The organism is Bacillus sp. Au-Bac7 (assembly GCF_021341655.1).
In the GTDB taxonomy this organism is placed as follows: Bacteria; Bacillota; Bacilli; order Bacillales; family Cytobacillaceae; genus Niallia.
Window position 1 is genome coordinate 11,721 of record NZ_JAJTTG010000011.1, and the last position, 25,716, is coordinate 37,436.

A 25,716-nucleotide genomic window follows, 5' to 3' on the forward strand; every position below is an offset into this window, starting at 1 on the left:
TTAACGGTCTCGCTCTAAAGAGGGCAGCAGCAGAGAATGTATTTGACCATCAGGAAAATGCTCCAATAGATGGGTATGACATGTAAAAAAGAGCAGCTGATTATTTCTGCAAGTTTTTAAAAGCTCAAGCACTTTCTTCGTCCGTTTATTATCAAAATTGACGAAACTGTCATCGATAATAATCGGCAGCGGATATTTCTGATAAAATGTCTGTGTCAAGGCAAGTCGAAGCGCCACATAAAGCTGTTCTGCTGTTCCCCTGCTCAGCTCTTTTGCTTCAAAAAAGGTGTTATCCTCCCTTTCCACCAAAAAGCCGATGCCTTCTTCCTTCGGCAAAATTCTAACGTATTGATTGTCTGTTAAAATAGCAAAATACTCCTCTGCCTTATGCAGCATAACTGGGAGCTGCTTATCTTTGTAGACATTGACTGTTTGTGTCAAGAAGTGCTTGGCAGCAGCAAATTTTCCCCATATCTTTACTTCCTCTTGAAACTCATCCTGCAGCTGTTTGAAATGATGCAATTTCTCTGTGTACGTTCCGCCGCTTTCGGCTTGACTTATGGTTAGTTGATTTTCAGCACTGGCCTTCATAATCTGCTTTATTCTTTCTTTTGTTTCCGCTAACCTTTCAGTTAACAGTAACTGCTCCTGTTCCGGCTCATCGATTGTGCGAAGAAACTCGATCTCTTCCTGTGTTAGACGAAAATGCTCCAGTTTTTGCTTTAGTGTGGAAAGCTTCTGCTCTAGCTCGATTTTTTCTGCATATAACTCTCCCTTTTTCCGGTATTCCTCTTCTGTTTTCACTTCAGCAATGTCGAGCAGCGCTTCGGTTTCAGCGGAAAATACCGACAGCTCTCCTGCTAACCCATGCAACTCCTGCCTGCATTCTTCTAACGCCCGGTTGTTCTCCTGCCAATAAATCTTTCTTTCATTTTCTTCTTTCACAGCATTCATTAACTGGTTAGACATTTGAGCAAGTGAGTCTGCTTTAAAGGAGAAGAATTTTTCATACTGTTTGGAGATTCGCGCTCCAATAAGTTCTAACTCTGTCTCTATTGCCGTTATTTCCTCAATAACCGCCCTTTTATCCTTAAGCTTTACCTTCCATTCGTCTAACAGCAAATAAGCATCGTAAATATAATCATATGCGAGAGAAGCAGGTATCCTCAATGTATCGCCAAGTTCTGCAAGAACAGTTTGATGCTCCCTGTATTGCTGTTCCCAGCTTTCATAGCCGCTTAAAATTCTCTCATACGCCTTCGTTTGCTGCTCCAGCTTTACTAGATGTAAGCTGTAGCTTTCTCTTGCTTGATTATCCTTCTCTAAGGCATGCTTGGCTGAAAATGCATCAGGCAATTCAAAACCGCCAGTTTCCTCTCTCATGCCAGCCTTATCCCGCTTTAGCTCTTTTGCTTTTCTTTGCAGCTCTGACCGTTCTTTCTTCGTTGCCTTCCTTCTATTAAAAAAGAAAAGAATGGCTGCAATACTGCCTAACAAGGCTGCAAGCATTAAGTATAGGAGCTGTTCAGCTGCACCTGCCAGCCCGATTGCAATCAGCATGATTAGAACGAACAGAAACTGCATATTAGCTGCAAGATGGACTTTCCGATTAGCCTCAAGCTGTTTTTGGACGCTTTCGATATCCCTCTGTAGAATTGCAAGCTTTTCTTTATGCCAGCTTATGTTTTCCGCTGCTTTAAGTTGCGTTTTTAGCTCTTGGCGCTTATCCTCTGAAAGCAGTCGACCATTCAGTTCAGCGGTTTCCCTTTCCATGCTTTCGAGCTGCTGCTGTTCTTCCTTTAATCTCGCATCAAGCTCTAATCTGGAGGCCTTAAGCCTTTTTTGCAAGGCATCTGCATTTGCACATTGCTCCTTCATAAAGATGCTCGTATTAATATCAGAAATATCCTCTTCTGTTATTGGCACATGCAATTTCGCCTGCAAAACTTCCATTTCCTTCTCCAATATGGATAACTGGTTCAACAGCTGGTTCTTTCGTTTTTGAAGCTCTTCATAGACGGGCATTTTCCCGCTAGCCTCTGTTATTTCTCCAGCAGCTGCTAACAGCTCCTCATTAGGCTGAAGTTGCCTGTCTTTGTCTTCTAATCCTTTAATCTTGTTCTGCACATGCTGAATTCGGCTTTGGACTGTTAAGATTCGGTCTTTGATTCGGTCCCATCTGTCCATACCAGCATTGGGAAACGTCAAATCAGCATACTTTTCCTCTTTACGCTCTAAAAGCTCTGTTTGTGCTACTATTGGAGCCGCTTCTAACCAGCTCTCCAGTTTATTAATGTCTTCCTTTAGACTGACAGCATTGTCTTCTTCTGCTTCCAGCTCTTGGGCCAGCTCCTCTCTTCTTTGCAGCAGCCCGCTGTATTGCTCATTTGTTTTTTCTGCATTTTTCAGCTGTTGGTGAGCATCCTTTAAAGACACCAGCAGTTCGTTTAGGACTGGCTTTTTTCCGTTTGGTCGAAAGCGGGCATCCAGCTCTTTCTGCAGCTCTGTATCTGTCCTTGCTATTAGATCAGAACCGATTACACCTGTTGAAAACAGGAATCTTCCAATCTCCTCGCTCTTTAGTCCGTGGATATTTTGCAAGCCATCAAGATTAAAAGAAAAAATCGATTGATAGAGACCTTTATCTACTCTCTGCAGTAATTCACCGAGCAAATCCTCTTGCCCTTTTCGGCCGTTTTCCAAAATGACAGTAACATCACCGGCTGCTTTTCCTTTAACACGCTCAATTGTTGCCATACCATGTTCAGGAAACCATGCTGTTAATTTACCGCCATACTTAGCTTGATTTTTCGGCTCATAGCGGAGCTCTGTCTGAACCTTTGAAGGAAACCCAAACAGAACGCTGTGGATGAAGCTCATGATCGTCGACTTGCCTGCTTCATTTTCTCCATAAAATACTTGAAGATCTGCATCCAGATTATACGTTATATTCTCTAGTTTTCCATACCCGTAAATAGTTATTGTTTTAATCCGCATATTTTACCCCCTGGCTGCTCCGTTCAGCATGTGAAGAAGCACCCGCTCCGCTTCTACTGCTAGCTCTTGCTTCTCTGTTTCCGTTAATTCTGAAAGATATCGGTAGGCACCTGGGTGACGATAAAGCGGCGCAACAGCTTCTGCGATTGAATCGTAGTCTGTAACAGCTTGAAAAAGCTCAGCAAAAAAAGCAGATTCTGTTTGCAGCTGCTCTTTATCCCAGCTGCTGCGTTCTGTTATCGATAAGCTCGACACCCACACAAAATCCGATTCCTCCAATTCGTCAGCTTGAAGGATTTCCAGCAGTTCTCCTGCGTGGAAGCTGCCAAGTTTTTCTGCGTTAACAGCATTAATGGACATGATTACAGGTACTCCATTGTCTCTTTCGATATTTTGCGCGCTTTGACATAAGCGCAAAAGCTCATCAACGTTTTTGGCTGCAGCTGCATCTATTTCAACTGATTTCCATAAACATGCCGCTGTCGGGATAAATTCTAGCTCTGCAGCCAGCTTGCTTAGTTTTACGTAGTAGCAGCCCTTCTTTCCTGTTTCCTTTTTATGCCTTCCTTGAATGTTTCCTGCATACACTACCGGCGGTTCTGCTTGCAGTATTGCTCTTTTATGTATATGACCCAATGCCCAGTAATCCATCTCCTTTGAAGCTAACTCCTGTAAGTTAAAAGGAGCATATGGACTGTGTTCGCTGTTTCCTTCCAAACTGCCATGCAGTATGCCAATATGGTAATCTGCTCCTGCCTTTTTTTCAAAGCTGTTTACTCTTCTGTCATAAAGATGTCTCGCTTCATAACTGAAGCCATATAAATGAACTGTCGCATTGTTTTTTCTGTGCTCAAAGACAGTGACCTCGGAAGGAAAGATATGTACATTGTCCGGAAAGTTAATCTCCAGCCACTTGCCGCTTAAATGGTCATGGTTTCCATGGATGATATATACCTCAATGCCAGAGGTATTCAGTCTTTCCATCTCTTTCCGGAAAAATATTTGCGCTCTCAAGCTTCTGTCTTCCCCATCATAAATATCCCCGGCAATAAGAACGAAGTCGACCTGCTTGGCAATGGCAGTATCAACAATCCTTTTGAACGACGTAAAGGTGCTTTCCCGCAGCTGTGTTCGTATAGGCGCAGGCAGATTTTTCAACCCGAGCATAGGGCTGTCCAAATGAAGGTCTGCACAATGTATAAATGTTATCTCCTCCATAATGACCACCTCCTTTTTCTTTTATATTATCATCCTTAAAATACGAATGCACGTTCTAAAAAAGTTATAACTGAAGTTTCATTCCAATCGGAAGACAGTGACTGTCGTACCCATGCCCTAACTTAGCTGTTTTTGCCACAGGAATTCCAAACTTTTCTGTGGCAGCAAGCACTAGCTCCTCTGCTGTCGGCATGCCTGCACTCTGCTCTAGCTCCGTAAAGGTACCTAACAGGATGCCATTGCATCTCTCAAGAAAACCAAGCTGGGTAAGCTGAGCAATATAAGAGGCAATCGCAGCCGGTCCACCACCGAGGCTTTCCAAGAAAAGCAGCTTATCCTCTGGATTTGGCATATAAGGAGTGCCAGCCAGTTTCAAGAAGCATCTTGCATTTCCGCCAATAACAGTACCCTCCATACTGCTTCCTCGCAGCCATGTATAAGGAAATGTTACTAATTCATTCGGATTGTGCCAGTCAGCCAAAAACACTTTCGTAAACAATTCCATTTGAAAGGCACTGTCTGGTCCCAGTAAATTGGTTGTTTGATAATGAAGATTAGGAACACCAGTTAATGTAAACAGGGCATTATTAAGGACAGACAGGTCGCTCATGCCGACAAAAGGCTTTGGATTTTCTTTAATTACTTCCATATTGATAGATGGGAGCAGCTCGTTGGCAGCATTTCCTCCTGACAAATCAAAAACGGCCTTTATTTCCTTATCTTGGTATAATTCCGCTAATTCTGCTGCTCTTTCCTCTGGTGTACCGCTGAATGGCGTGTTACCGACAGCATAAAAGGTTTTCGCGTAAACGGCATGAACACTAAACTGTGCCAATATATTTTCTAATGTTAAATATATGTTTGATTTGGAGCGGTCTCTGCCGTCAGAGCACGCAATAAATCCGACTTTATCACCTTTATGTAAAATACTCATCCTGACATTCCTTCTTTCTAAAAGACTACTGTTAATTGTACGGAATTGACTCTGAAATCGCCAAATATTTTTCCTGCTATTAATAAAAAAAGACTCACGAATTTCGTGAGTCTTGTGATGTTATTCTTTTTTCGTCAGTTGCAGTGCTTTTTTAATGTCTTTAAAGGAATTCGATTTGCCGTACATCAGCACTCCACCTTTATAAACTCTGCCGCCAAAGACTGCTAAGAGGATAATAGAAACGGCCAATATAAGCATTCCTAAGATCGGTTCCCATACCGGAAGGCTCAGCATGCCTGCACGCATAAACATCAGCATTGGTGTAAAGAACGGAATATACGATGTAATCGTAATGAATGTCGTATCTGGATTACCTAAACCGAACATCGCAATCATAAAGCCTGCCACGACAACTAAAGTCATTGGGGTAATCATCTGCTGAACATCTTCGATTCGGCTGACAAGAGAACCGAGGAATGCTGCAAGTGTGGCATATAAAAAGTAACCAAGCACAAAAAACAAAACAGCATAAATAATGGTGGCTGCAGGTATGCCGCTGAAGCCTAGAAAGCCATCAAGTGTGCTCATATCTTCATTATTTGTAACCGAAAAATAGCCAACCACTAGTAGCACCACTAATTGTGTTATACTCACCAAGCCAATACCAAGTATTTTTGCGAACATATGCTTAATCGGTGACACACTGGAAATTAAAATTTCCATAACCCGAGATGATTTTTCTGTCGCTACTTCCATCGCTATCATATTAGCATAAAGGATGACTGCAAAATAAATAAGGAATAATAAGACATAGACAAGCCCTCTTGCCTGGTTCAGCTCTTCTTCTGATTTTGCATTTTGTTCAAGAGCAATATGTTCAAATTCAACAGGCTCATTAAGCTTTTCAAGCTGTTCACTGCTGAGATTTAACTGTGCTGCAGCAAGCTGGCTCTTTACAGCCTGAACCAATGTCTCAATACCGGTTGCTGTCGAGGAGTCTGTAATATCCATGCTGTAGAAGGATCCCTGCGGCAGATTTTCCTTATCATAATCAAGAATTAACAATCCTTGATACGTACCGTCCTCCACCTTTTGTTTCGCTTCCGCTTCACCGTCTACATAATCCTCTAGCACGATATCTTCGTTAAGGGTTTCTGACATTGCGGCAACAGATGAATATAGTTCTTTTGTGTTGTCGATGACTGCAATCTTGTCTATATCATCATCGTTAAACACTTGGATGATGGACTGGAGATTTGTTAAGCCTAAAATAAGCAGCAATGTAATAACCGTTGTGAAGATGAAGGATTTTGTCTTTACCTTTGTCCAATACGTATGCAATAAAATAATCCAGAAACTATTCAAGTGAAGCACCTACCTTTTCGATAAAAATATCATTTAAAGTCGGCTCCTCTAACGCAAATTTCCGGACGAAGCCTTTTCCTACGATATCCTTTAATATATTTTCCGCGATTTCCTCGCCTTCAATCTGGAGAGCAGCGCCTTCTGTCGTTTGCTTCAGCTTGACAACACCAGGAAACTTTATTAAATAGGCCAAATCGAAATCAGCATGAATAACAACATTTTTCTTCCCAAAGCTGCGTTTAATTTCCTTTAAGCCCCCATGGACGACTGGCTTTCCTTTATGCATAATACAAAGATTTTCACACATTTCTTCCACATGCTCCATCCGGTGGCTAGAGAATACAATTGTCGTTCCCGAATTTTTTAAGTCAATGACGGCGGTCTTCAGCTGCTCCACATTAACCGGATCCAAACCGCTGAACGGCTCATCCAAAATCAGCAGCTTCGGCTTATGAAGCACAGCGCTGATGAATTGAATTTTTTGCTGATTACCCTTTGACAGTTCTTCCACCTTTTTTTCTAAATAATCGGATATTTTAAAGCGTTCCAGCCATCCTTTCAATTCTGTCAACGCTTCCTTTTTATCCATTCCTCGCAATCTTGCTAAGTAAATAAGCTGGTCCTTTACTTTTAATTTCGGATAAAGTCCCCTTTCTTCAGGCAGATAACCGATTTCTGGACTTGTCGAATAGTTGATGCTTTTCCCGTTCCAAGTAATGGTCCCTTCACTAATATCTAATATGCCTAGCAGCATGCGAAAGGTTGTCGTTTTGCCAGCACCGTTTCCTCCTAAAAATCCAAACATTTCATTTTCTGGAATTGATAAGGATATATTATCGACTGCAACAAATGAACCGAATCTTTTTGTAACATTTTTTATTTCTAATGACATTCCGATCTCCTCCTTCTTTCATTCATACGAAAAGATATGCTGAAGGTTTCACAAATAACTGTAAAGATTGGACAAAAATAAAAAAAATCCCATGAAGAACAAACTTCATGGGACTTTTTATGCTCTAGTGAGATAAAAAGACGAGCTGGTATAAAAATAATACGGCGAATATATAAACGAGTGGGTGTACAGATTTACCCTTGCCTGTCACTAATTTCAGCAACGGATGAGATATGAATCCTAGTGCAATTCCTGTTGCAATACTTGAAGTAAGCGGCATGCTCAAAATCACAAGAAAAGCTGGGAAAGCTTCATCAAATTCAGACCAGCGCACCTGTGCAATTGCTCCCATCATTAAGCTTCCGACAATAATGAGGGCAGGAGCTGTGATAGCAGACAAGCCAGAAACAGCGCTGACAAGCGGTGCAAAGAAAGCAGCAATAATAAACAATACAGAAACCGTGACACCAGTCAGTCCTGTTCTTCCTCCTGCTGCAACACCAGAAGTCGACTCAATAAATGCAGTCGTCGGGCTTGTCCCGAACATAGCACCAACAGAAGTTCCGATAGAATCTGCAAGCAAAGCCTGTCTAGCTTTAGGAAGACGGTTATTCTTCATTAATCCTGCTTGTTCAGCAACACCGACCATCGTACCAGTCGTATCAAAGATTGTCACAAGCAAGAAGGAGAACACAACTGCATATAAGCTATGCTGGAAAACATCACCGATTGCTGAGAAAGGATTTGTGATAATTAGTCCTTCTGGCAAGTGAGGAACAGCTGCAAAACCATCAAATGACAGCTGGCCTGTAAAGAAAGCAATAATGCCTGTTGCGATCATTCCAAAGAACAACGCTCCCTTTACGTTCATAGCAAATAATATAATGGTAATCGCAAGACCTACTAATGAAAGAATGACTGAAGGTGACTGAAAATCACCAAGTCCAACAAGATTTTCTTTATTATCGACTATTATTTGTGTCTGTCTTAAACCAATAAAAGCGATAAACAAACCGATACCAGCAGTGATACCATGCTTTAAGTTTTCTGGAATAGCTTCTATCAGCTTTTCCCTGAAAGTTGTTAAAGAAAGAATTAAGAAGATTATTCCTGCAACAAATACAGCAGATAAGGCAATTGTATAATCAATTCCTCCATGGCTTCCGACAACTGAAGAGGCAAAGTAAGCATTCAAGCCCATACCTGGAGCTATAGCAATTGGATAATTAGCAAATACCGCCATCCACAGTGTACCAACGACAGCAGAAATTATTGTTGCCATAAATACTTGGTCAAAAGGAATGCCTGCACTAGATAAGATTGCAGGGTTAACGATAACGATATAGACCATTGTCAAAAAAGTAGTGAAGCCGGCTGTTATTTCCGTTTTCACATTTGTATTGTTCTCTTTAAGTTTAAACATGTATACCTCCGAAAAAACGAACATTTTTACACAACTCTTTTATATTATTCGTTTTCTAACAAAAACGCAATCTTTTTCTTCGCCTTTTATTTAGAAGTTGCTGGCGTTTTCTTTAGTCTACGAAAAAAGGAAGACAGTAAAAGCAGTGTCCTGCTCTTTCTATCTTCCTTCAATAACGCTAATTTTATTTGTATTAAATCGATTTTTCTGCTGAAAAATGTTCTTCTAACAGCGCTAATTTTCTGTCTGTATATTCTTCAAAGCTGTCATTATATGTTTTAGGGTCCTTCGGATTAGAGAACTGAGTGATTTTTCCTGTTACTGGATGGATAAATTTGCTTGAAGCACCGCAGCCAAGACCAATTACTGTCTGCAGTTCTTCCATCATCATGATGTTATAAATGCTTTCCTGGCCAACCTTGGAGTATCCTACATTCTCCAGATTGCCAAGAATATTTTTTTGTCTGTACAGATAATATGGCACATAATCATATTTGTCTGTCCAAACTTCAGCCATTCTCATCATTTCTTGGATTTCATCTCTGTCAGCAACTTTATATTTCGCTTTATTTCTCGTCATTTCAGAAGCCCGTTTAAATGACAATGTATGAACAGTCAGTGATTCCGGCAATAGTTCTTCCGTTTTATCAAGGCTGTACTGGAACTCTTCCACACCTTCTCCAGGAAGGCCAATAATTAAGTCCATATTGATATTATTCATTCCATGCTGTCTGGCTAGATGATACTTGTCAATCGTTTCTTCAACAGTGTGATGCCTTCCGATTGCTTTTAATGTTTGTTGTGTATACGATTGTGGGTTAATGCTGATGCGGTCAATATTCCATTTATTCAGTACTTCCAGCTTTTCAGGAGAAATGGTGTCTGGCCGGCCAGCTTCTACCGTTATTTCTCTGATGTTTTGCACATCCGGGAAGGATTCATTCATTTGCTCATAAAGCATGTCCATTTCCTCAGCAGTTATGCTTGTAGGAGTTCCTCCACCATAGTAGACGGTCGTTATCTTAATATTTTTAGATTTCAGCCATTCTCCAGTCTTCTTTATTTCATGATGAAGACCTCCTAAGAAGGAAAATACGGAACCTTGTCTGCCGTTTATAGCATAAGCCGGAAACGTACAGTACGCACATTTAGTTGGGCAAAATGGAATCCCGATATAAATGCTTACTTCTCTTTTCAAATCATATAAATCTGGAATAACCGCAAGCTGTCTGTTTATAATGCGCTGCATGAGATCGATTTTCTCATCCGACATTAAATACTCATCCTTTAATGCCTGATGCGCCTCTTCGATTGGCGTTTGGTTTTGCATATGCTTATGAAGAAGCTTTGTCGGGCGAATTCCCGTCAAAATTCCCCATTTTTGAATCATGCCAGTATAATCTTGTAATACCTTTAGGAAAACTTGTGAAATGGCATTCTTTTGTTCCTTAAATCTTTCCTTTTCATCAAGACCGGCTACAGCTTTTTCGCAATCGAATGCTGACTTGCCGTCTATTTTTCCTTCAACAAAAAACCGGTCGTCTGTTTCTGAAACATCAAAACGTATTAAAATATCTGCTTCGTCTTCAGCGAAAGCAACCTTAGTATCTTCAAAAAACAAGTTGCCGATATGCTCTAATGGTCTGATTAGTCGGTCGTCATGTAACCCGCTTATCGAAATTGATTTCATTTTTATATTCACCTTTAATTATCATAGTTAATAGCTTCTAAAATTCCATTATACTTCAGTCTACAAAAAGTGACCAGCCAGGTCAAAATATTGGCTAGAAAAACAAAAAATTCCTTACGCTCTAAGGAATTTTTTGGTTTATTAAGATGAGTATAATAATTGCTATTTAATAATGTTCATTTTGCGCAGAAACTCAATAGGCTGCTGTTTACGAAAATGCTCCTTTACCATGTAAGCAACTCCGTCCTGGTTATTGGATCTTGTCACCCAATCGGCTGCAAATTTCAGCTCACTTGGCGCATTTCCCATAGCTACTCCAAGGCCGGCTGCTTCTATCATATCTTTATCATCAAGACTGTCGCCAATTACTACTACTTCCCTTCTGTTAATACCGAGATGCTCTGCCAAGTACAGCAGCCCGTTGAGCTTATTAACACCTTCAGGCAGCACTTCTAAGCGAAGGTCATTCATTTGGACAATATTGATTTCATCAAACATCTTGTCTAAAACCTCTTTAGCATCTAAACAATCTTTCTTGTCTTCGAAATACACCTCAATTTTCGGAGCGCTGACAGGTTCTTCCAGCAAAACTTCACTAAGAACTTCTACAAATTGATGGGAATAAAACACAGGATCGCCAGAGTTAAACACTGTTTTAGCAAGCATATTATGGTTAAGCCTTGACTTATTCGCTAAAGAAAATTTCTCATGCACGATTCTAATCTGACAAATAAACCCTTCTAGGAAACGGACAATTTCATATGTAAGTTCATCAGTCAGCCTGTTTACGTACAATGTTTGGTCGGCATTGTCTGAAATAAGTGCACCTTGATGTGTCACAATATAATTATTCAGCTTTAATGCTTTGGCAACCTTTCTTGCGGAAGGCAAACTTCTTGATGTGACTAATGTTACATATATTCCTTTTTGCTGAACGTATTCAATTGCATCCTTCGTGGATTTGCTCAGACGTCCATTTGATTGGATAAGAGTCCCATCAATATTTAAAGCTAATAAGCGATAAATCATCTTGTTCCCCCATTTCAGGTTGTTTTGTCTTTATAAACATGTATGAAAAAACCACCTGTATTAGAACCGGCTTTCACTAATTATCCGTTTTAACCAATGCAATCTATGCTTGTTGCTGGAAACATTTACAGACTCGTAAACTGCATAGATATCTCTGTCTGTTACAAACTATTGACTGTAACACCGACAATCACTAAAGGAGGAAACAACAATGTCAAACAATTCAAATCAACTACTAGTACCTGGAGTCTCTCAAGCATTAGATCAAATGAAATATGAAATTGCGACTGAGTTTGGAGTAAACCTTGGTGCTGAAACAACTGCTCGTGCCAACGGTTCTGTTGGTGGAGAAATCACGAAGCGTTTAGTGCAAATGGCTCAGCAGCAGCTGTCTGGTACTCAGTTTTAATGTAAGCTAGTTTAAATAAGCAACATTATAATATGGAAAAAGTGCCCAAAGCATAGCTTTGGGCACTTATGTATTTCTGCTATTTTATTGCTGTGGAGCTCCATAAAGCTCTTCAAGTGGCTTCATAATAATTTGGTTAAGCTCAGTAATAGCAATGCTCATACGCTGTTCTGCGTCCATCAGTTTGGAGATAGACTCATGCTGCTGAACCAATGCCACTGTCTTTTGGGCTTGTTCCACTTCTTCCTGTGTAATTTCAATCCCTGACATTTGTTTTTGCTGCAGCTGCATTTGAATGTTGCGGAAGTTTTCAAACATGGCCTTTGCAGATGGGTCAGCATTAACCAAGTCATACATTTTTTTTAAGTTTGTATATTCATCACTTTGACGAATAGCTTTTTCTAGTTCATAAGCAGAATCATGAAGGTTTACTGCCATTATTAACAACTCCTTTTTAACAATTGTCTCCACTATATCAAACTATGCTTCATATTGCCAATAAGACCCTTTATTTCATTTAAGACTGGACAAGTGTTCGCTGTTAAGACCGGACAATTATATAAATTCACATGCAATTCACCAATGCCCACAAAAAGTCTGCAGTACCCTTCATCCCTTTAGATACATGCACAAATCATTCCATTTAACATACGATACCATATCAGCTTTAGCCTATAAGAAAAATTAAACTAAAAAATTCACCTTACAAATGAGGAATTGCGATGAAACTAAATTTGCTTCCCCTGTATATGAAAGAAAATTCCTCCTTCCCAGCAAACAAGGAGACGGTACTACGTTTGAGCCACTCCTTAGTTCATCATTGGGAAATAGATCGCAATAATCCTGTTCTGCTCAACTTAGGTAGCACGGCAGTTCCTGTCCTAGTTGAACCTGTACATGAGGATAAGCAAGCGATATTTTTCTGTGACAGCTTGCTTCAGTCATTAGCAGTGCCAAATCAAGATTTAACACTGCTCAGTCATTTCAATAAACAGAGCCAGACATTAACACTTGGGCCGGTAATAGCCATTTTGACAGATGCTCCTGCACATGATTCTGCGGAAGATGGACCTTCTTTCCGTTCCATTCATCAGTTTTGCGAGGAATTTCAGCAAGAGCTGTCACGCCTTGGCGGAATTCTTTATGTATGCAGCCTTTATGATTGGAAAGAAGGATATGTCGAAGGCTATTCTTACCAGCAGGACAGCTGGAAAAAGACGGCCCTGCCATATCCCAATGTTGTTTATAATCGCATTCATATACGCAAGGCAGAAGCATCAACGCAATTTAACGACCTAAAAAAGGATTTGCAAAAACGAAATATTCCTATCTTTAATGCACAATTCTTTTCTAAATATGATACCTCCTTAATCTTAAACAAACTTCCTGCATTAAAAAAATATATTCCAGAAACGAACCTGCTCTCTAAAGAGGTACTGGAAGCAATGTTAAATCTATTCAGCACTTTATATGTAAAGCCGATTCATGGCAGTCAAGGCCGGCAAATTATCCAGATACGCCGCGAGGAACATGCATGGAAAACGAGCGTTTCTTCTGGTAAAGAAAAAGGAAAAATCCGCTTCTTTTCTTCATTTAATAAATTATGGAGATGGCTTTCGCAATTGACTAAAAAACGCGCTTATATTTGTCAGGAAGGCATTAACTTTCAACAATATCATAATCGTTCCCTTGATTTTAGAATTCTCTGCCATAAGGATATACGGCACCAATGGAAGATAACCTCTATTGTCGCCAGATGTGCCCAGCCAGAAGCATTTGTCGCTAATTTGTATCAAGGTGCAGAAATGATCTCATCAAAATCTGTGCTTCAAGCATTAGTTGGTGAAGCTTCTGCTAAGCAGGTGGAGCAACAGTTTAAAGAGATATCTCTTCAGACAGCTGAGGCCCTGTCGTCGCAAATGACCGGAGACTTAGGCGAGCTCGGAATTGATATGGGCATTGACATACATGGCGGGCTTTGGATTATCGAGGTCAATTCTAAACCGTCTAAAAATCTTGATTCGGCAACAAATAAAGGAAGGCCTTCTACAAAGGCATTACTGGAATATTGTTTGAGCCTTTCTTTTCCACATATAAAAAAAGGAGAACAACAAGATGTCTAGTTTTGGAATCATGTCACTCTCATTAGAAAATGAAAAAAGCTATATCACGGAAATTGCTAAACTGGGAAAATCGCTGGCCTTTGATGTTTATCATTTCGTACCTTCAAGCTACAATCCTCTCACAGAAAAGGTATCTGGCAAGATTTTCGATAGTGAGCAGAACTGCTGGCTCACACAAGACTTTCCCGTCCCTTCCTTTTTATATGACCGCTGCTATTACCAAGAAAATTCTCATTCTAGACAATGCAAAAACATCGTTGAGTGGCTGAAACAGAAAAAGGATATTGTCTTTATTGGCAATGGGCTCCCAAACAAACTGAAGCTGTATGATGTATTGAAAGCTTCTAAGCTGGCCCCTTATATTCCTAAGTCAAAACAAGTAATTTCAGCTGATGAATTATTAGAAGATTTGCGATTTGTTAATCCGATTATCTTAAAACCAATTAACGGCTCACAGGGAAACGGCATTTATTTTATTAAAGAACAACATAAGCGCATTTTTGTCAGAACAGATAAAAAAGAGCGACATGTGGAACATATCTTTAAAGATAAAGAAAAATTCTCACGCTGGCTGACTACTCTGCTTCAGAAAAATGATTATTTTAGCCAAAGCTATTTACCTTTATGCAATCAGGATAAACAGCCGTTTGATATTAGAGCACTGCTGCAAAAAAATGGGCAAAACAAATGGGAAATCATTGAAAAGGGGATAAGACTTGGCGCCAAAGACAGAATCATCTCCAATCTTAGTGCAGGAGCAGAAGTAATTCCTTTTAAACAATGGCTTGATACAGCTCCCTATAAAATGAAGAGTTTTATTGAGAATGAAATAAACGACATTCTTTCTAGCCTCCCACCTATATTAGAACAATCCTTTCCTGCCCTCTTCGAGTTAGGAGTTGATATAGGTATTACCGAAAATGGCTCGTTATGGATACTCGACGTCAACAGCAAGCCTGGCAGAAAAGTCATTCTCCTGGCATACCCAGACTTGAGTGAAAGGCTGTATAAAGCACCGCTAGCCTATGCAGCCATGCTGCGAGATGGACAGAGGAGGAACAGCAATGAAAAAACTTTACTCTATTGAAGTGATAAATGATTGCACTAATACAATCTACCTTCCTGCAGATGCATCAATACCAAGTAATCTTAAGCGGGCTGCCTTCGGAACAATGAAGGTAGAAGCTTTCATTGCTGTCCAAAAATTCGGAGGCAATGTAATTAGAATAAGTGAAGATTTAATACAAGCCTTAAAGATACCACCAACTCTTCCTATCTTACATGTTTTTTACGATAAAGATGTCTTGTATATCGGTCCGCTTGTTGGAATATTCACCTCTGGCTTCAGCTCAGTCGAGGTCAAACCAATCGGTGAACGCACTATTATCTTTTCAAAGCTGTTAGCTGTCCAAAACACAGCAGGTGTCACCGCCTTTTTATTTGGAGCCCAGCATATTGATTGGGATAAAGGCACAATTAACGGACTGTTTTATCATGATGGCTGGAAACGGTTTGAAGTTCCGTTTCCAGATGTTATTTATGATCGTATCCCTAATCGCCGTACAGAGAGTTTGCCAAAAATAAAGAAGGTAAAGTACCGTCTTCAACAGGAATATATGATTCCGTGGTATAATCCAGGCTTCTTTAACAAGCTTGATATATATGAACGTCTGCTTCAAGAAAACAGCATTGCCGATTTTTTGCCTGAAACGCTTCCCTTCACTTCTTTTTCTGTCGTAGAACGAATGCTGAGCAACTATGGGCATATTTACATTAAACCGAAGAATGGCAGCCTGGGAAAAGGAATCTATCAAGTCATCTATAATAAGAAAGACGAAAACTACTATACACGTTTTAAAGAACCGAGCGGAGAAAAACGACTGCTTAAATTCGATACATTAGAAAAGCTGATACAGCATATTACAGCAAAAACAAATATTAATAATCTTCTCGTCCAACAAGGCATTCATCTTATGCGCTCAGAGAAAAAACCGATTGATTTCCGAGTTCATACTAATAAGAATAAACAAGGTAAATGGGAAGTCACCGCAATTGCCGCCAAAATTGCCGGTGCAGGCAGTGCAACTACACATATGAATAGCGGCGGTATTGTTAAATCGATTGACGAGCTCTTAGATGTTGACAAGGATAAGGAACAGCTTAAAGAGAAGCTTATCAATTCTGCATTAAGAATATCTAAGACACTTGAGAAGTACACGGAGGGAACAATCGGAGAGATTGGCTTTGATATCGGAGTAGACCGTAAAGGAAGAGTTTGGCTTTTTGAAGCAAATTCTAAGCCTGGAAGAAGCATCTTTAAACACAGTTCACTTAAAAAAGACGACTTACTGACAAGAAGAATGTCGCTAGAATATGCCATCTACTTGTATGAGCAGAGCATTAAAAAGCCTGAGGATATATTTAAATGAATATTTACTATGATGGCAATGCAAAGAGTTGGCATTCTAATCAGCCTGGATTAACCTTCGGAAGCAATCAGCTTCCGTTGCTGCCTTTATTCCCTTTCCTTAAAGAGTTCCAGCCATTTAAAATGATCTACAAGGCAAACAATGCAGGCCCAATTGTCGGCATACTGACTTCCTACAATTCCAAAAACAAGCTAATCGGCAACCGGTCTTTATTTGAAAAGCTGCAAAGAGAACTAGATTCTTTTGGGGGAATGATTGTCGTCTTTCCTCCTGAAAGACTGACAAATACTAAAATTGACGGTTTTACGTATATCACAGCTAAAGATAAATGGCTTCCTATAACAACCCCTCTTCCCCATGTTATATATAATCGTGTGCCTTTCCGCAAAACAGAGGATGGCGATCATTTCGCAGCAGCTATTTCTATCATCAAAAGCTTTGACATACCATTTTTCAATCCGCATTTCATTCATAAATTTGCATTATATCAAGCATTAAAGCAACAGGAAATATTAGCAAAGTTTCTCCCTGAAACCGCACTGCTTCAATCTGAACAAGAACTGATTGATTTCCTCCAAAGACATGGTTCCATTTATGTTAAATCTGCTTCAGGCTCTAAAGGCAAGGATTTATACAGGCTAACTAGAAATCCTGATAATTCCTTCCTCCTCGGAGACATTCAAGGGACAAGAAGCTTTCATACATTACAGGAAATTATCGAGGATTATTTACCACAATGGACTTCTAAGGAATATATTGTTCAGGAAGAAATAGATGTGGATGTTTTCGATGGACAACGCTTTGATTTTCGAATACTGGCTACTTATCTCGACGGTAATTACCGCTTAACGGGAGTTGGTATAAGACAGTCCTCCCTTCAAGATGTCACAACACATGTGCCTGCAGGTGGAAAAATCATTCCATATGAAGCTGTGCGAACAAAAAAACATGATCACTTTATTAAGCTTGCTATTGAACATTGCGGAGCATTATTATCAAGCCAGCATGGATTTTTCGGAGAATTTTCCATTGACGCTTGTGTGGATAAACAAGGCAATTATTATATTTTTGAAGTAAACTCTAAACCGATGTTATTTGATGAGCCAGAAATTGAAACGAACCGCTGCAGACAGCTAGCCCAGCTTTTTTATGAGCTTGCTGGCTTTAAACAGCAAGAATGAAATACACCTTCCTGACACATTCTAACGGCAGGAGGGATATTTATGGGAAATAAAAACGATGACCTGCAATATGAAGGTAAAAAAGAAGCTTATTTAGACATCGACAGAATGATAAACGAAGGGATGTCTGGCGGAAAAGTCTTTCGTCACGATACTAGCACAAATATTGAAGAAGCAAGGGAACTTGGAGAAGAAGCTCCTCCTAATAAATGAGCTTTCATTCGACACAGTCATTATTAGACTGTGTTTTTTTGTTTGCCGTTTTTCTGTAACTATAATAAGATAATGGTAACGATTACACTTTACTCAGGCCAGTTTTTAGGTAAAAAGAAGCAATCGTACTTGCTTACTTTTTCAAACGCTTTCATCTCTAAATGGAGGAATGACGATGAAACAAAAATTATTAACCTATTTTCCAGGTGCGGTAGAGCAGTCTGCACCTCCTTCTCAACCACAGCTAATTGACTACCATTGGTTTCACATTGAAGGGGAAAATGGGTGGTTTGGCTTTCAAAAAAATGAGATGAACGATTCTCAACTTGATTTATTAAAAACGCTTTTTCAGCATTATTTACCGGAAAACAACAAGGAAAATACAGAGGACTTTAAATGGAGCCAATTCTTATTTTTCGGCGGTAGCATGCCAGAAAAAGTATGTAAAAATTTCCGGGTTATACAATTTCAAATAAATAACACTCCTATTGATAAAGAAGCTGTAGAAACTGTATTCAAAGGATTTATTCACAGCAGCAGCATCATTATTTGGAATGGTGCTAATAGAGGAAGTATTTTAGAGCGAGACGGGCACTTTCTTGAGGATGAGGAATATTCCTCTTTTGCCGAAGCCCTGCAGTCCGATTTTTATTTTACGATAACCTTTTATATTGGAAAAATCCTGCCCTTCATAATGGAAAGTCCTACCGTCTTTACTCAGGAACGGGATTTTTTCACAGCCGGCTTATCTGTGATTTCTTCTGAAAGAGTATTATCCTTTGAAACAATCCTTCCTCATCTATTAATAAGCAGGCTTGATCAGCATGAGCTGGAGCCATTTAAAAACTGGTTCTCTATCTTAGGGGAAGATAAGGAATTGCTGTTAACAATTAAAACATTCATTGAAAACAACGGACATAATACAAATACAGCAAAAAAACTATTTATCCACCGCAATACATTGCAATACAGATTAGACAAATTCACTGAAAAAACCGGATTGCCTTTAAAAAATTATCATAACTTCTTTACCGCCTATTTAGCCTGCCTATATTTCAGCCAAAAAAAGGCTTAGAATAAACAAATCTTTCACAAGAACGTATGTTTCCATTTATTAACTGGTAAACTCTTTTTTCTTGGCATATAATAGAGCACTAGAATGCTAGTTTATATGCTAGAAAGAAATGAGGATTATAGTTGAAAGGTACAGCACATTCTTGTATTGGAGCAGGGGTTGGATTCGCAGCGGCGAATTATTTTGATGCCTCCCCTTCCACTACATTGCTTTTAGTCGGGATTGGCGGTATTTCGGCACTGATGCCTGATATGGACATTGACGGTAAGCTAAGCAACAAAATTACGATTTCCCATAAGGTGTTTCGATCCATTGCCCAAGCAGTTGGAGCATTGATGATTTTATACAGTATTTATGCCGGAAGCGCGTCAGAGCTGTTATTCAGCATTGGTGCAGGGATTGCCATCATACTCGTTTCTAGTTTAATTAAGCAGCGGCATATGTTAACAATCACTGGCGCTGGTGTTTTGTTTGGCGGGGTTTCCCTTCAGGAATACTGGCTTATCCTTTTGGCTGTCTTTATATTGATTGCTTCATTCGTACCGCATAGAAGCTATACACATTCCATCATTGGAACCGTTTATTTTGCCTACATATCGTTTCATTTTGCACAATCTCTGCAAATTGATGGTGTGTTTTGGACATGTGTATTAGCTTATATCAGCCATCTTGTAGCAGATATGTCGATTTTCCCATTTAACAGAAGAGGAGTTAAATTATTTCTTCCCTTCTCATCGAAGGAATTTTGACAAGGAGAGGGACAAACAGTTCCTCTCTTTTTTTATAAAAAGAAAGCGCTTTAGTGCAACTTGCTCAAAACAACACTGGTTTTTTTCATGCAAACCGCCAATTTGAAAACGTTCCCAAACATGTTACATTATATATATCAAATCGCAGGGGGTATGAAAAAGATGGCAGAGTTAGTCTTAAAAAATATCTATAAAATTTATGATGAAAAAGTAGAAGCGGTTCGCGACTTTAATTTACATATTGAAGATAAGGAATTTATCGTATTTGTTGGGCCTTCAGGCTGTGGTAAATCTACGACATTGCGTATGATTGCAGGCTTGGAGGATATCTCAAAAGGAGATTTCTTTATTGATGAACAGCGTGTTAACGATGTTGCTCCAAAAGACCGCGATATTGCCATGGTATTCCAAAACTATGCCTTGTATCCACATATGACTGTTTATGATAATATGGCATTCGGATTAAAGCTAAGAAAATTTCCAAAAGCAGAAATTGAACAACGTGTGAATAATGCTGCAAAAATTCTTGGCTTGGAGCAGTACCTGAAAAGAAAACCAAAAGCATTATCAGGCGGTCAGCGCCAAAGGGTAGCCCTTGGCCGTGCCATTGTCCGTGATGCAAAAGTGTTCTTGATGGATGAGCCTCTTTCCAACCTTGATGCAAAACTTCGTGTACAGATGCGTGCTGAAATTTCCAAGCTGCATCAACGACTGCAAACTACTACTATTTATGTTACGCATGACCAGACAGAAGCGATGACAATGGCTTCAAGACTTGTTGTTATGAAGGACGGCGTTATCCAGCAGGTTGGTGCTCCGAAAGAAGTTTATGAAAAACCTGAAAATGTTTTCGTTGGCGGATTTATCGGATCTCCAGCAATGAACTTCTTTACTGGAAAAATCGTGGACAATAAATTAGTCATCGGCGATGCATCCTTTGTCATCCCTGAAGGCAAATTGAAAATCCTTCGTGAGCAAAACTATATCGGCAAAGAAGTAATCTTCGGCATCAGACCAGAAGATATTCACGATGAGCTATTATTCTTGAGCAGCTCTGAAAATACAAGCTTTGATGCAAGAGTTGATGTATTTGAATTGACTGGTGCGGAAAGCTTAGTATACTCAACGCTTGCTGGGAAAGAGTTCGTTGCTCGCCTTGATTCAAGAGCTAACTTGGCAGCAGGAGTTACTGTTCAACTAGGCTTTGATATGAACAAAGGCCACTTCTTTGACAAAGACTCAGAAAACCGTATCCGCTAATATCAAAGATTAGGAAGGGGAATTCCCCTTCCTTTTTTCTATTCCTGAATAAAAACTAAATCCTCACGTTCACATGACGGGCATAGGACAAGATGGGGACATAAATGCTGTTCCAAATCGGGATAGCCGTTCTCCAGCTTCATTTGGTCAATTGGCATATACGCACTATAGTCATCATAATAATCCATAATTCTTCCCTTGTCCTCTACCTGCTGTCCGCAATCAGCACAGACTTTGTTCAGTTGTTCAAAGCCATTGCATAAAGGGCAAATATTCATTCCTTCACCTCATTAAAACCTTTCATATTTCCGTTTATTTTTTGTTGGTCAAGAAGAAACTATTCTTTAGGAATTATTTTAAACAAGCAGAAAAATTGGAATAAATTTCATCTAAAAACAAATGCATAGAAACACAGTCACAGACCATAATAAGATTACAAGCAGCGACAAAGCATTGGGCCATACCAAGCGGTAGTAAGATTCTCTTACTTGCTGGTGCAAATCCAGCTGGTCCAACCAAAAAAAAACTAATTTACAAGGAGCTGGAAACACAATGGCAAACAACAATTCATCTAACAACCTTTTAGTACCAGGAGTATCTGAAGCTCTAGATCAAATGAAATACGAAATCGCATCAGAGTTCGGTGTTAACTTAGGTGCAGAAACTACTTCTCGTGCTAACGGATCAGTTGGTGGAGAAATCACTAAACGCTTAGTTCAAATGGCTGAACGTCAACTTGGCGGTTCTCAATTCTAATTTGCACAACTTAATATAAAATGGCCAAAGCCCCCATTTTTTAAAATGGGGGCTTACCTAATTAACCTGCTTTCGTACCTTGCTGGAGTTGGTACATTTGATAATATCTTCCTTTTAGGTTCATTAATTCTTCGTGATTCCCTTTTTCAACTATTTCCCCATGATCTAGGACAATAATTTGATCCGCATTACGGATAGTCGAAAGGCGATGTGCAATGATAAAGGTGGTTCTGCCTTTTTTGAGCACTTCCATCGCGTGCTGAATAATTTGTTCTGTTTCTGTATCAATACTGCTGGTTGCCTCATCCAATATGAGTATCGCCGGATTAAAGGCAAGAGCCCGGGCAAAGGAGATAAGCTGACGCTGTCCGCTTGACAATGTGCTTCCCTTTTCAATAACAGGCTCGTCGTATCCATTTTCAAGATTTTTCAGAACCCTGTCTGCACCGACATCCTTTAATGCTTTCTCAACCATTTCTCTCGTGATGGCAGGATTATTTAATGTCACATTGGAGGCAATCGTTCCTTTAAACAAAAATGGATCTTGCAGTACGATTCCCATATGCTTCCGTAAATCTTGCCGCGGCATTTTGGAGATATCCTTGCCGTCTATTGTTATCGTTCCTGATTGAATATCATAAAATCGAAACAATAAGTTCATGATAGAGCTTTTACCTGAACCGGTATGACCGACAAGCGCAACAGTGTCTCCGTGCTTTGCCTCAAAGGAAATATCTTTTAAAACATATTCTTCTTTCTTGTATGCAAAGTTAACATGATCAAACTTAACATTGCCTTTGTACCTCTCCGTGCTAGGCTCTGCCACATCAATGCCATCTTCTCGAAGCAGTTCAAATACTCTGTCCCCGGCAACAAGTGCTTGCTCAAGATTTGCCAGTTGATTAACAATTCCCTGCACAGGCTGGAACAAGCGGTTAATGTAATCAACAAATGCATAAAGAACACCTAATGATATCGCAGAAGACACGCTTAATGTCTGACCTGCAACAAACCAGATAAATGCTACGAAGATTAGGTTTCTCAATACTGCTACAAGATTATGGGAAGTCAAGCTGTTTAAATTCAGCATCTTGTTCTGGTAACGGAAATGTTCTTCATTCAACGTCTCAAACTCACCCATTGTGTGCTTTTCTTTACCAAAAGCCTGAATGATGTTCATCCCCTGAATCGATTCATTTACCATACCGTTAATGTCGCTTATTCTTGCTCTTATCACATGATTATATTTAGCCGCAAAGCGTCTGTATCCAATCATCCATACATAAAGGATCGGCAATAGGATGAGGCAGATTGCCGCAAGCGTAGGATTAAGAATAAATAAGGCAACATAAATTCCAATAATATAAATTCCGCTTGAGAAAAAGTTGGAAAGAACGGTCACATACAGCTCTCTTATTGCTTCTGTATCATTTGTAACCCTTGCTACAACCTTGCCTGCAGGCAAATTATCAAAGTACCTAATTGGCAGGCGCTGGATTTGCGCAAACACATCTTCCCGCATTTTTTGAATAATTCTGTTTGCAGATTTCTGCAGAAATAAATGCTGTCCATACTGAAACACAGAAGCAACGATAACAAGCCCGAAATAAAAGGCAAGCAGCTTAATAATCGATGGAACTTCCGGTTTGTAAAAGGCAAAAACCTGTTCAACTCTGAGACGGTCAGCCTCGTACTTGGCCACTTCATTTCCTGATGAGATAGTCAAGATTCCATCGGCATAGCTTCTCTCTCCGTCAAAGGAAATTTCCTCCTCTATAAACAAAAAATCCTTTCCGGCCTGCAATACTCTTGCATCAGCATCATCGGCTGCCTGTGGTTTCTCTTTCGTATAATATTTGCCTTTATACTGCACGGCCCCTTCACCTGAAGACGTTTCATACCAGCTGTTTTCGATTCCCATAATATGATCATCAATTATTTTTTTTGCGATAAAAGGTCCTGCTAAATCTGCTATAACTGCAATTGTCAGCATAATTAAGGCAAAGATAATTATTTTTTTAAACTGTAAGGCATACTGCACTAATCTTTTGCCAGTACTCATGCTTGCACCTCCTGTCCTGCAGACTGTGCGGTTTTTGTTTGCTGGACTTCAAACTGTTCTTTGTACCAGCCATTTTTTTGCATAAGCTGTTCGTGTGAGCCGCGCTCGACGATTTTTCCATCCTCAAGGACAATAATCTGATCAGCATGCTGAACGGCTGTCATGCGATGGGTGGTAATAATTGTTGTTTTTCCTGCACGTTCTTTTTTGATGTTTTGGATAATATTCTGCTCTGTTTTCGCATCGACTGCTGACAACGAATCATCCAAAATAAGAATCCCAGGATTTCTAATTAACGCCCGCGCAATGGATATTCGCTGCTTTTGACCGCCTGATAATGCAACACCCTTCTCTCCTACAAGCGTTTCCAATCCTTCAGGAAGCATTTCAATATCCTGCTGAAACGATGCCAACTGAATCGCATCTTTTAGCTGACTTTCCGATGCGTTTTCCTTGTTGCCAAACAGAATATTTTCTCTCACTGTTTTTGAAAATAAGACGTGATCTTGTGGCACATATCCAATCCAGCCGCGAAGTTTATCCAAGCTGATATCATCAATGCTTATTCCATTGACAGAAAGCTCCCCTTTTCCTTTTGGATACTCTCTGAGCAGCTGCTTAATAAGCGTTGTCTTTCCGCTTCCCGTTTTCCCAACAACACCAATTGTTTCTCCCCTTGTGATTTTCAAATCGATATCATCGAGATTTTTCACAGCCGAAGATGGGTATTGAAATTGGACAGAATCAAACACGATCGTATCAGGAACAGCTACTGCTTTACTGTCACCATGGTTTAAGACATCAGGCTTATAATCTAATGTTTCCTGCACCCGGTCTAATGAAGCATTTCCCCGTTGCATAACATTCATCAGCTCACCGATTGCAAACATCGGCCACACAATCATACCGAGGTAAACATTAAAGCTCACAAGCTGCCCAATCGTTATTTGCTGCTGAAAGACGAGATAAGATCCATAGCCTAAACCGATAATATAGCTTAGCCCTACAAGAATACGGATTGTCGGTTCGAACAGTGAATCCACTTTCGCAACTCGAATGTTTTTATTGTAAACATCCTCTGTCATGTGGTGAAATTCTTTTTCGTCATCCTTTTCTAATACATATGCCCGAATAACTCGGACCCCAGCAATGGATTGCAGCACGCGGTCATTTAAATCACCAAAAGCATCCTGAGCCTCCATAAATCGTTTATGAATTCTATCTCCATATATTTGCATCATAATTGCCATAATCGGCAGTGGCAAAATGGCAGCAAGTGTGAGCTTCCAGCTTACTAAAAGACACATTGTGATAAGAATTGTAATCATAAACGCTGTTGAATCAATGAGTGTCAATATACCAAATCCTGCTGTAATGCTGATTGCCTTCAAGTCATTTGTCGCTCTTGCCATTAAATCGCCTGTACGGTTCTTCTCAAAAAATGTCGGAGTCATCTTCAATAAATGTCCCATGAAGTTGCTCCGCAGCTTCCGCTCAAGCACTATAGCCCCTCCAAACAGCTTATACATCCAAAAATAAGTTATCACATAAGAGCTGATTGTAATTGCCGCAATACCCAGCAAATACTGGGCTGTCTTTGCTTTTGTCAGAGTCCCGACATTTATTTCATCAATAAACATCCCGAGCAATTGCGGCGGTAAAATATCAATTACACCAACAATGATTAACAGGACAATAGCAACCGTATATCTTTTCCAATGTTCTTTAAAAAACCACTTCAATTTTAATAATATGGAAAACATGCTGTTCTCTCCTCTTCTAAACTAACTTTACTAGCCGCTTTCTATATCCTTTCTATTTGCTCCATGACTTCTGTTCATTACAATCATTAACATCTTCCTCCTTAAATTTTCAAGTATCTATAGAAAAGAGGTTTTCCTCTATTTCTCG

Annotated in this window: 22 protein-coding genes; 10 read left to right on the top strand and 12 right to left on the bottom strand. The window is 39.8% G+C overall.

Features of this window, described 5'->3' with window-relative positions; all coding sequences use genetic code 11:
* The 8 genes from LXM54_RS21585 to LXM54_RS21620 form a co-directional block, all read right to left on the bottom strand.
* The gene (locus LXM54_RS21585; RefSeq protein WP_233317307.1) at positions 1–2,997 is read right to left on the bottom strand and encodes an ATP-binding protein; all 2,997 of its coding nucleotides are present in this window, start codon (positions 2,995–2,997) and stop codon (positions 1–3) included.
* 3 nt (positions 2,998–3,000) lie between these two features.
* Positions 3,001–4,215: a metallophosphoesterase family protein gene (locus LXM54_RS21590; protein WP_233317308.1), complete on the bottom strand. Its 1,215-nt coding sequence runs from the start codon at positions 4,213–4,215 to the stop codon at positions 3,001–3,003.
* Between the two features lie 64 nt (positions 4,216–4,279).
* Complete coding sequence (locus LXM54_RS21595; protein WP_233317309.1) at positions 4,280–5,149, bottom strand: S66 family peptidase; 870 nt, start codon at positions 5,147–5,149, stop codon at positions 4,280–4,282.
* A gap of 120 nt (positions 5,150–5,269) precedes the next feature.
* Complete coding sequence (locus LXM54_RS21600; RefSeq protein WP_233317310.1) at positions 5,270–6,514, bottom strand: ABC transporter permease; 1,245 nt, start codon at positions 6,512–6,514, stop codon at positions 5,270–5,272.
* Positions 6,507–7,406 (bottom strand): ABC transporter ATP-binding protein, encoded by a 900-nt coding sequence (locus tag LXM54_RS21605; protein ID WP_233317311.1) that lies wholly within the window; start codon positions 7,404–7,406, stop codon positions 6,507–6,509. Before LXM54_RS21605 ends, LXM54_RS21600 begins: the two co-directional genes overlap by 8 nt.
* 124 nt (positions 7,407–7,530) lie before the next feature.
* A complete protein-coding gene (locus LXM54_RS21610) occupies positions 7,531–8,829 on the bottom strand; it encodes an NCS2 family permease (RefSeq protein ID WP_233317312.1) in 1,299 nt (432 codons plus the stop codon).
* 193 nt (positions 8,830–9,022) lie between these two features.
* Complete coding sequence (locus LXM54_RS21615; RefSeq protein WP_233317313.1) at positions 9,023–10,519, bottom strand: coproporphyrinogen III oxidase; 1,497 nt, start codon at positions 10,517–10,519, stop codon at positions 9,023–9,025.
* A gap of 162 nt (positions 10,520–10,681) precedes the next feature.
* Positions 10,682–11,548, bottom strand: a complete 867-nt coding sequence (locus tag LXM54_RS21620) for a Cof-type HAD-IIB family hydrolase (protein ID WP_233317314.1) — start codon at positions 11,546–11,548, stop codon at positions 10,682–10,684.
* A 211-nt stretch (positions 11,549–11,759) separates the two neighbouring features.
* Between LXM54_RS21620 and LXM54_RS21625 the strand changes: the two genes are divergently transcribed.
* Complete coding sequence (locus tag LXM54_RS21625) at positions 11,760–11,957, top strand: alpha/beta-type small acid-soluble spore protein (protein ID WP_233317315.1); 198 nt, start codon at positions 11,760–11,762, stop codon at positions 11,955–11,957.
* Positions 11,958–12,041: 84 nt separating this feature from the next.
* Here LXM54_RS21625 and LXM54_RS21630 read toward each other — a convergent pair whose 3' ends face one another.
* Positions 12,042–12,395 (bottom strand): YlbF family regulator, encoded by a 354-nt coding sequence (locus LXM54_RS21630; protein WP_233317316.1) that lies wholly within the window; start codon positions 12,393–12,395, stop codon positions 12,042–12,044.
* A 284-nt stretch (positions 12,396–12,679) separates the two neighbouring features.
* Between LXM54_RS21630 and LXM54_RS21635 the strand changes: the two genes are divergently transcribed.
* The 8 genes from LXM54_RS21635 to LXM54_RS21670 all read left to right on the top strand — a co-directional run bounded on the left by LXM54_RS21635 (position 12,680) and on the right by LXM54_RS21670 (position 20,987).
* Complete coding sequence (locus tag LXM54_RS21635; RefSeq protein WP_233317317.1) at positions 12,680–14,080, top strand: YheC/YheD family endospore coat-associated protein; 1,401 nt, start codon at positions 12,680–12,682, stop codon at positions 14,078–14,080.
* Entirely contained in the window at positions 14,073–15,167 is a 1,095-nt protein-coding gene (locus tag LXM54_RS21640) for a YheC/YheD family endospore coat-associated protein (protein WP_233317318.1), read from the top strand. Before LXM54_RS21635 ends, LXM54_RS21640 begins: the two co-directional genes overlap by 8 nt.
* Positions 15,145–16,509, top strand: coding sequence for a YheC/YheD family endospore coat-associated protein (locus tag LXM54_RS21645; protein ID WP_233317319.1), 1,365 nt, complete (start codon positions 15,145–15,147; stop codon positions 16,507–16,509). The genes LXM54_RS21640 and LXM54_RS21645 overlap by 23 nt, the downstream gene beginning before the upstream one ends.
* Complete coding sequence (locus LXM54_RS21650; protein WP_233317320.1) at positions 16,506–17,690, top strand: YheC/YheD family endospore coat-associated protein; 1,185 nt, start codon at positions 16,506–16,508, stop codon at positions 17,688–17,690. The genes LXM54_RS21645 and LXM54_RS21650 overlap by 4 nt, the downstream gene beginning before the upstream one ends.
* 42 nt (positions 17,691–17,732) lie before the next feature.
* Positions 17,733–17,903 carry a hypothetical protein gene (locus tag LXM54_RS21655; RefSeq protein ID WP_233317321.1) on the top strand — a complete coding sequence of 57 codons (171 nt, stop codon included), beginning with the start codon at positions 17,733–17,735 and terminating at the stop codon, positions 17,901–17,903.
* Between the two features lie 175 nt (positions 17,904–18,078).
* On the top strand, positions 18,079–18,978 hold the full coding sequence (locus tag LXM54_RS21660; RefSeq protein WP_233317322.1) for a PucR family transcriptional regulator: 900 nt from the start codon (positions 18,079–18,081) through the stop codon (positions 18,976–18,978).
* A gap of 122 nt (positions 18,979–19,100) precedes the next feature.
* Entirely contained in the window at positions 19,101–19,727 is a 627-nt protein-coding gene (locus LXM54_RS21665) for a metal-dependent hydrolase (RefSeq protein ID WP_233317323.1), read from the top strand.
* 162 nt (positions 19,728–19,889) lie between these two features.
* Positions 19,890–20,987, top strand: coding sequence for an ABC transporter ATP-binding protein (locus LXM54_RS21670; protein WP_233317324.1), 1,098 nt, complete (start codon positions 19,890–19,892; stop codon positions 20,985–20,987).
* A gap of 38 nt (positions 20,988–21,025) precedes the next feature.
* Here LXM54_RS21670 and LXM54_RS21675 read toward each other — a convergent pair whose 3' ends face one another.
* Positions 21,026–21,265 (bottom strand): hypothetical protein, encoded by a 240-nt coding sequence (locus LXM54_RS21675; RefSeq protein ID WP_233317325.1) that lies wholly within the window; start codon positions 21,263–21,265, stop codon positions 21,026–21,028.
* Between the two features lie 274 nt (positions 21,266–21,539).
* Between LXM54_RS21675 and LXM54_RS21680 the strand changes: the two genes are divergently transcribed.
* Positions 21,540–21,743, top strand: coding sequence for an alpha/beta-type small acid-soluble spore protein (locus tag LXM54_RS21680; RefSeq protein WP_233317326.1), 204 nt, complete (start codon positions 21,540–21,542; stop codon positions 21,741–21,743).
* A 61-nt stretch (positions 21,744–21,804) separates the two neighbouring features.
* Here LXM54_RS21680 and LXM54_RS21685 read toward each other — a convergent pair whose 3' ends face one another.
* Together LXM54_RS21685 and LXM54_RS21690 are read right to left on the bottom strand one after the other, a co-directional pair.
* A complete protein-coding gene (locus LXM54_RS21685) occupies positions 21,805–23,805 on the bottom strand; it encodes an ABC transporter ATP-binding protein (protein WP_233317327.1) in 2,001 nt (666 codons plus the stop codon).
* Positions 23,802–25,568 carry an ABC transporter ATP-binding protein gene (locus tag LXM54_RS21690; RefSeq protein ID WP_233317328.1) on the bottom strand — a complete coding sequence of 589 codons (1,767 nt, stop codon included), beginning with the start codon at positions 25,566–25,568 and terminating at the stop codon, positions 23,802–23,804. The genes LXM54_RS21685 and LXM54_RS21690 overlap by 4 nt, the downstream gene beginning before the upstream one ends.
* Positions 25,569–25,716: the final 148 nt, after the last annotated feature.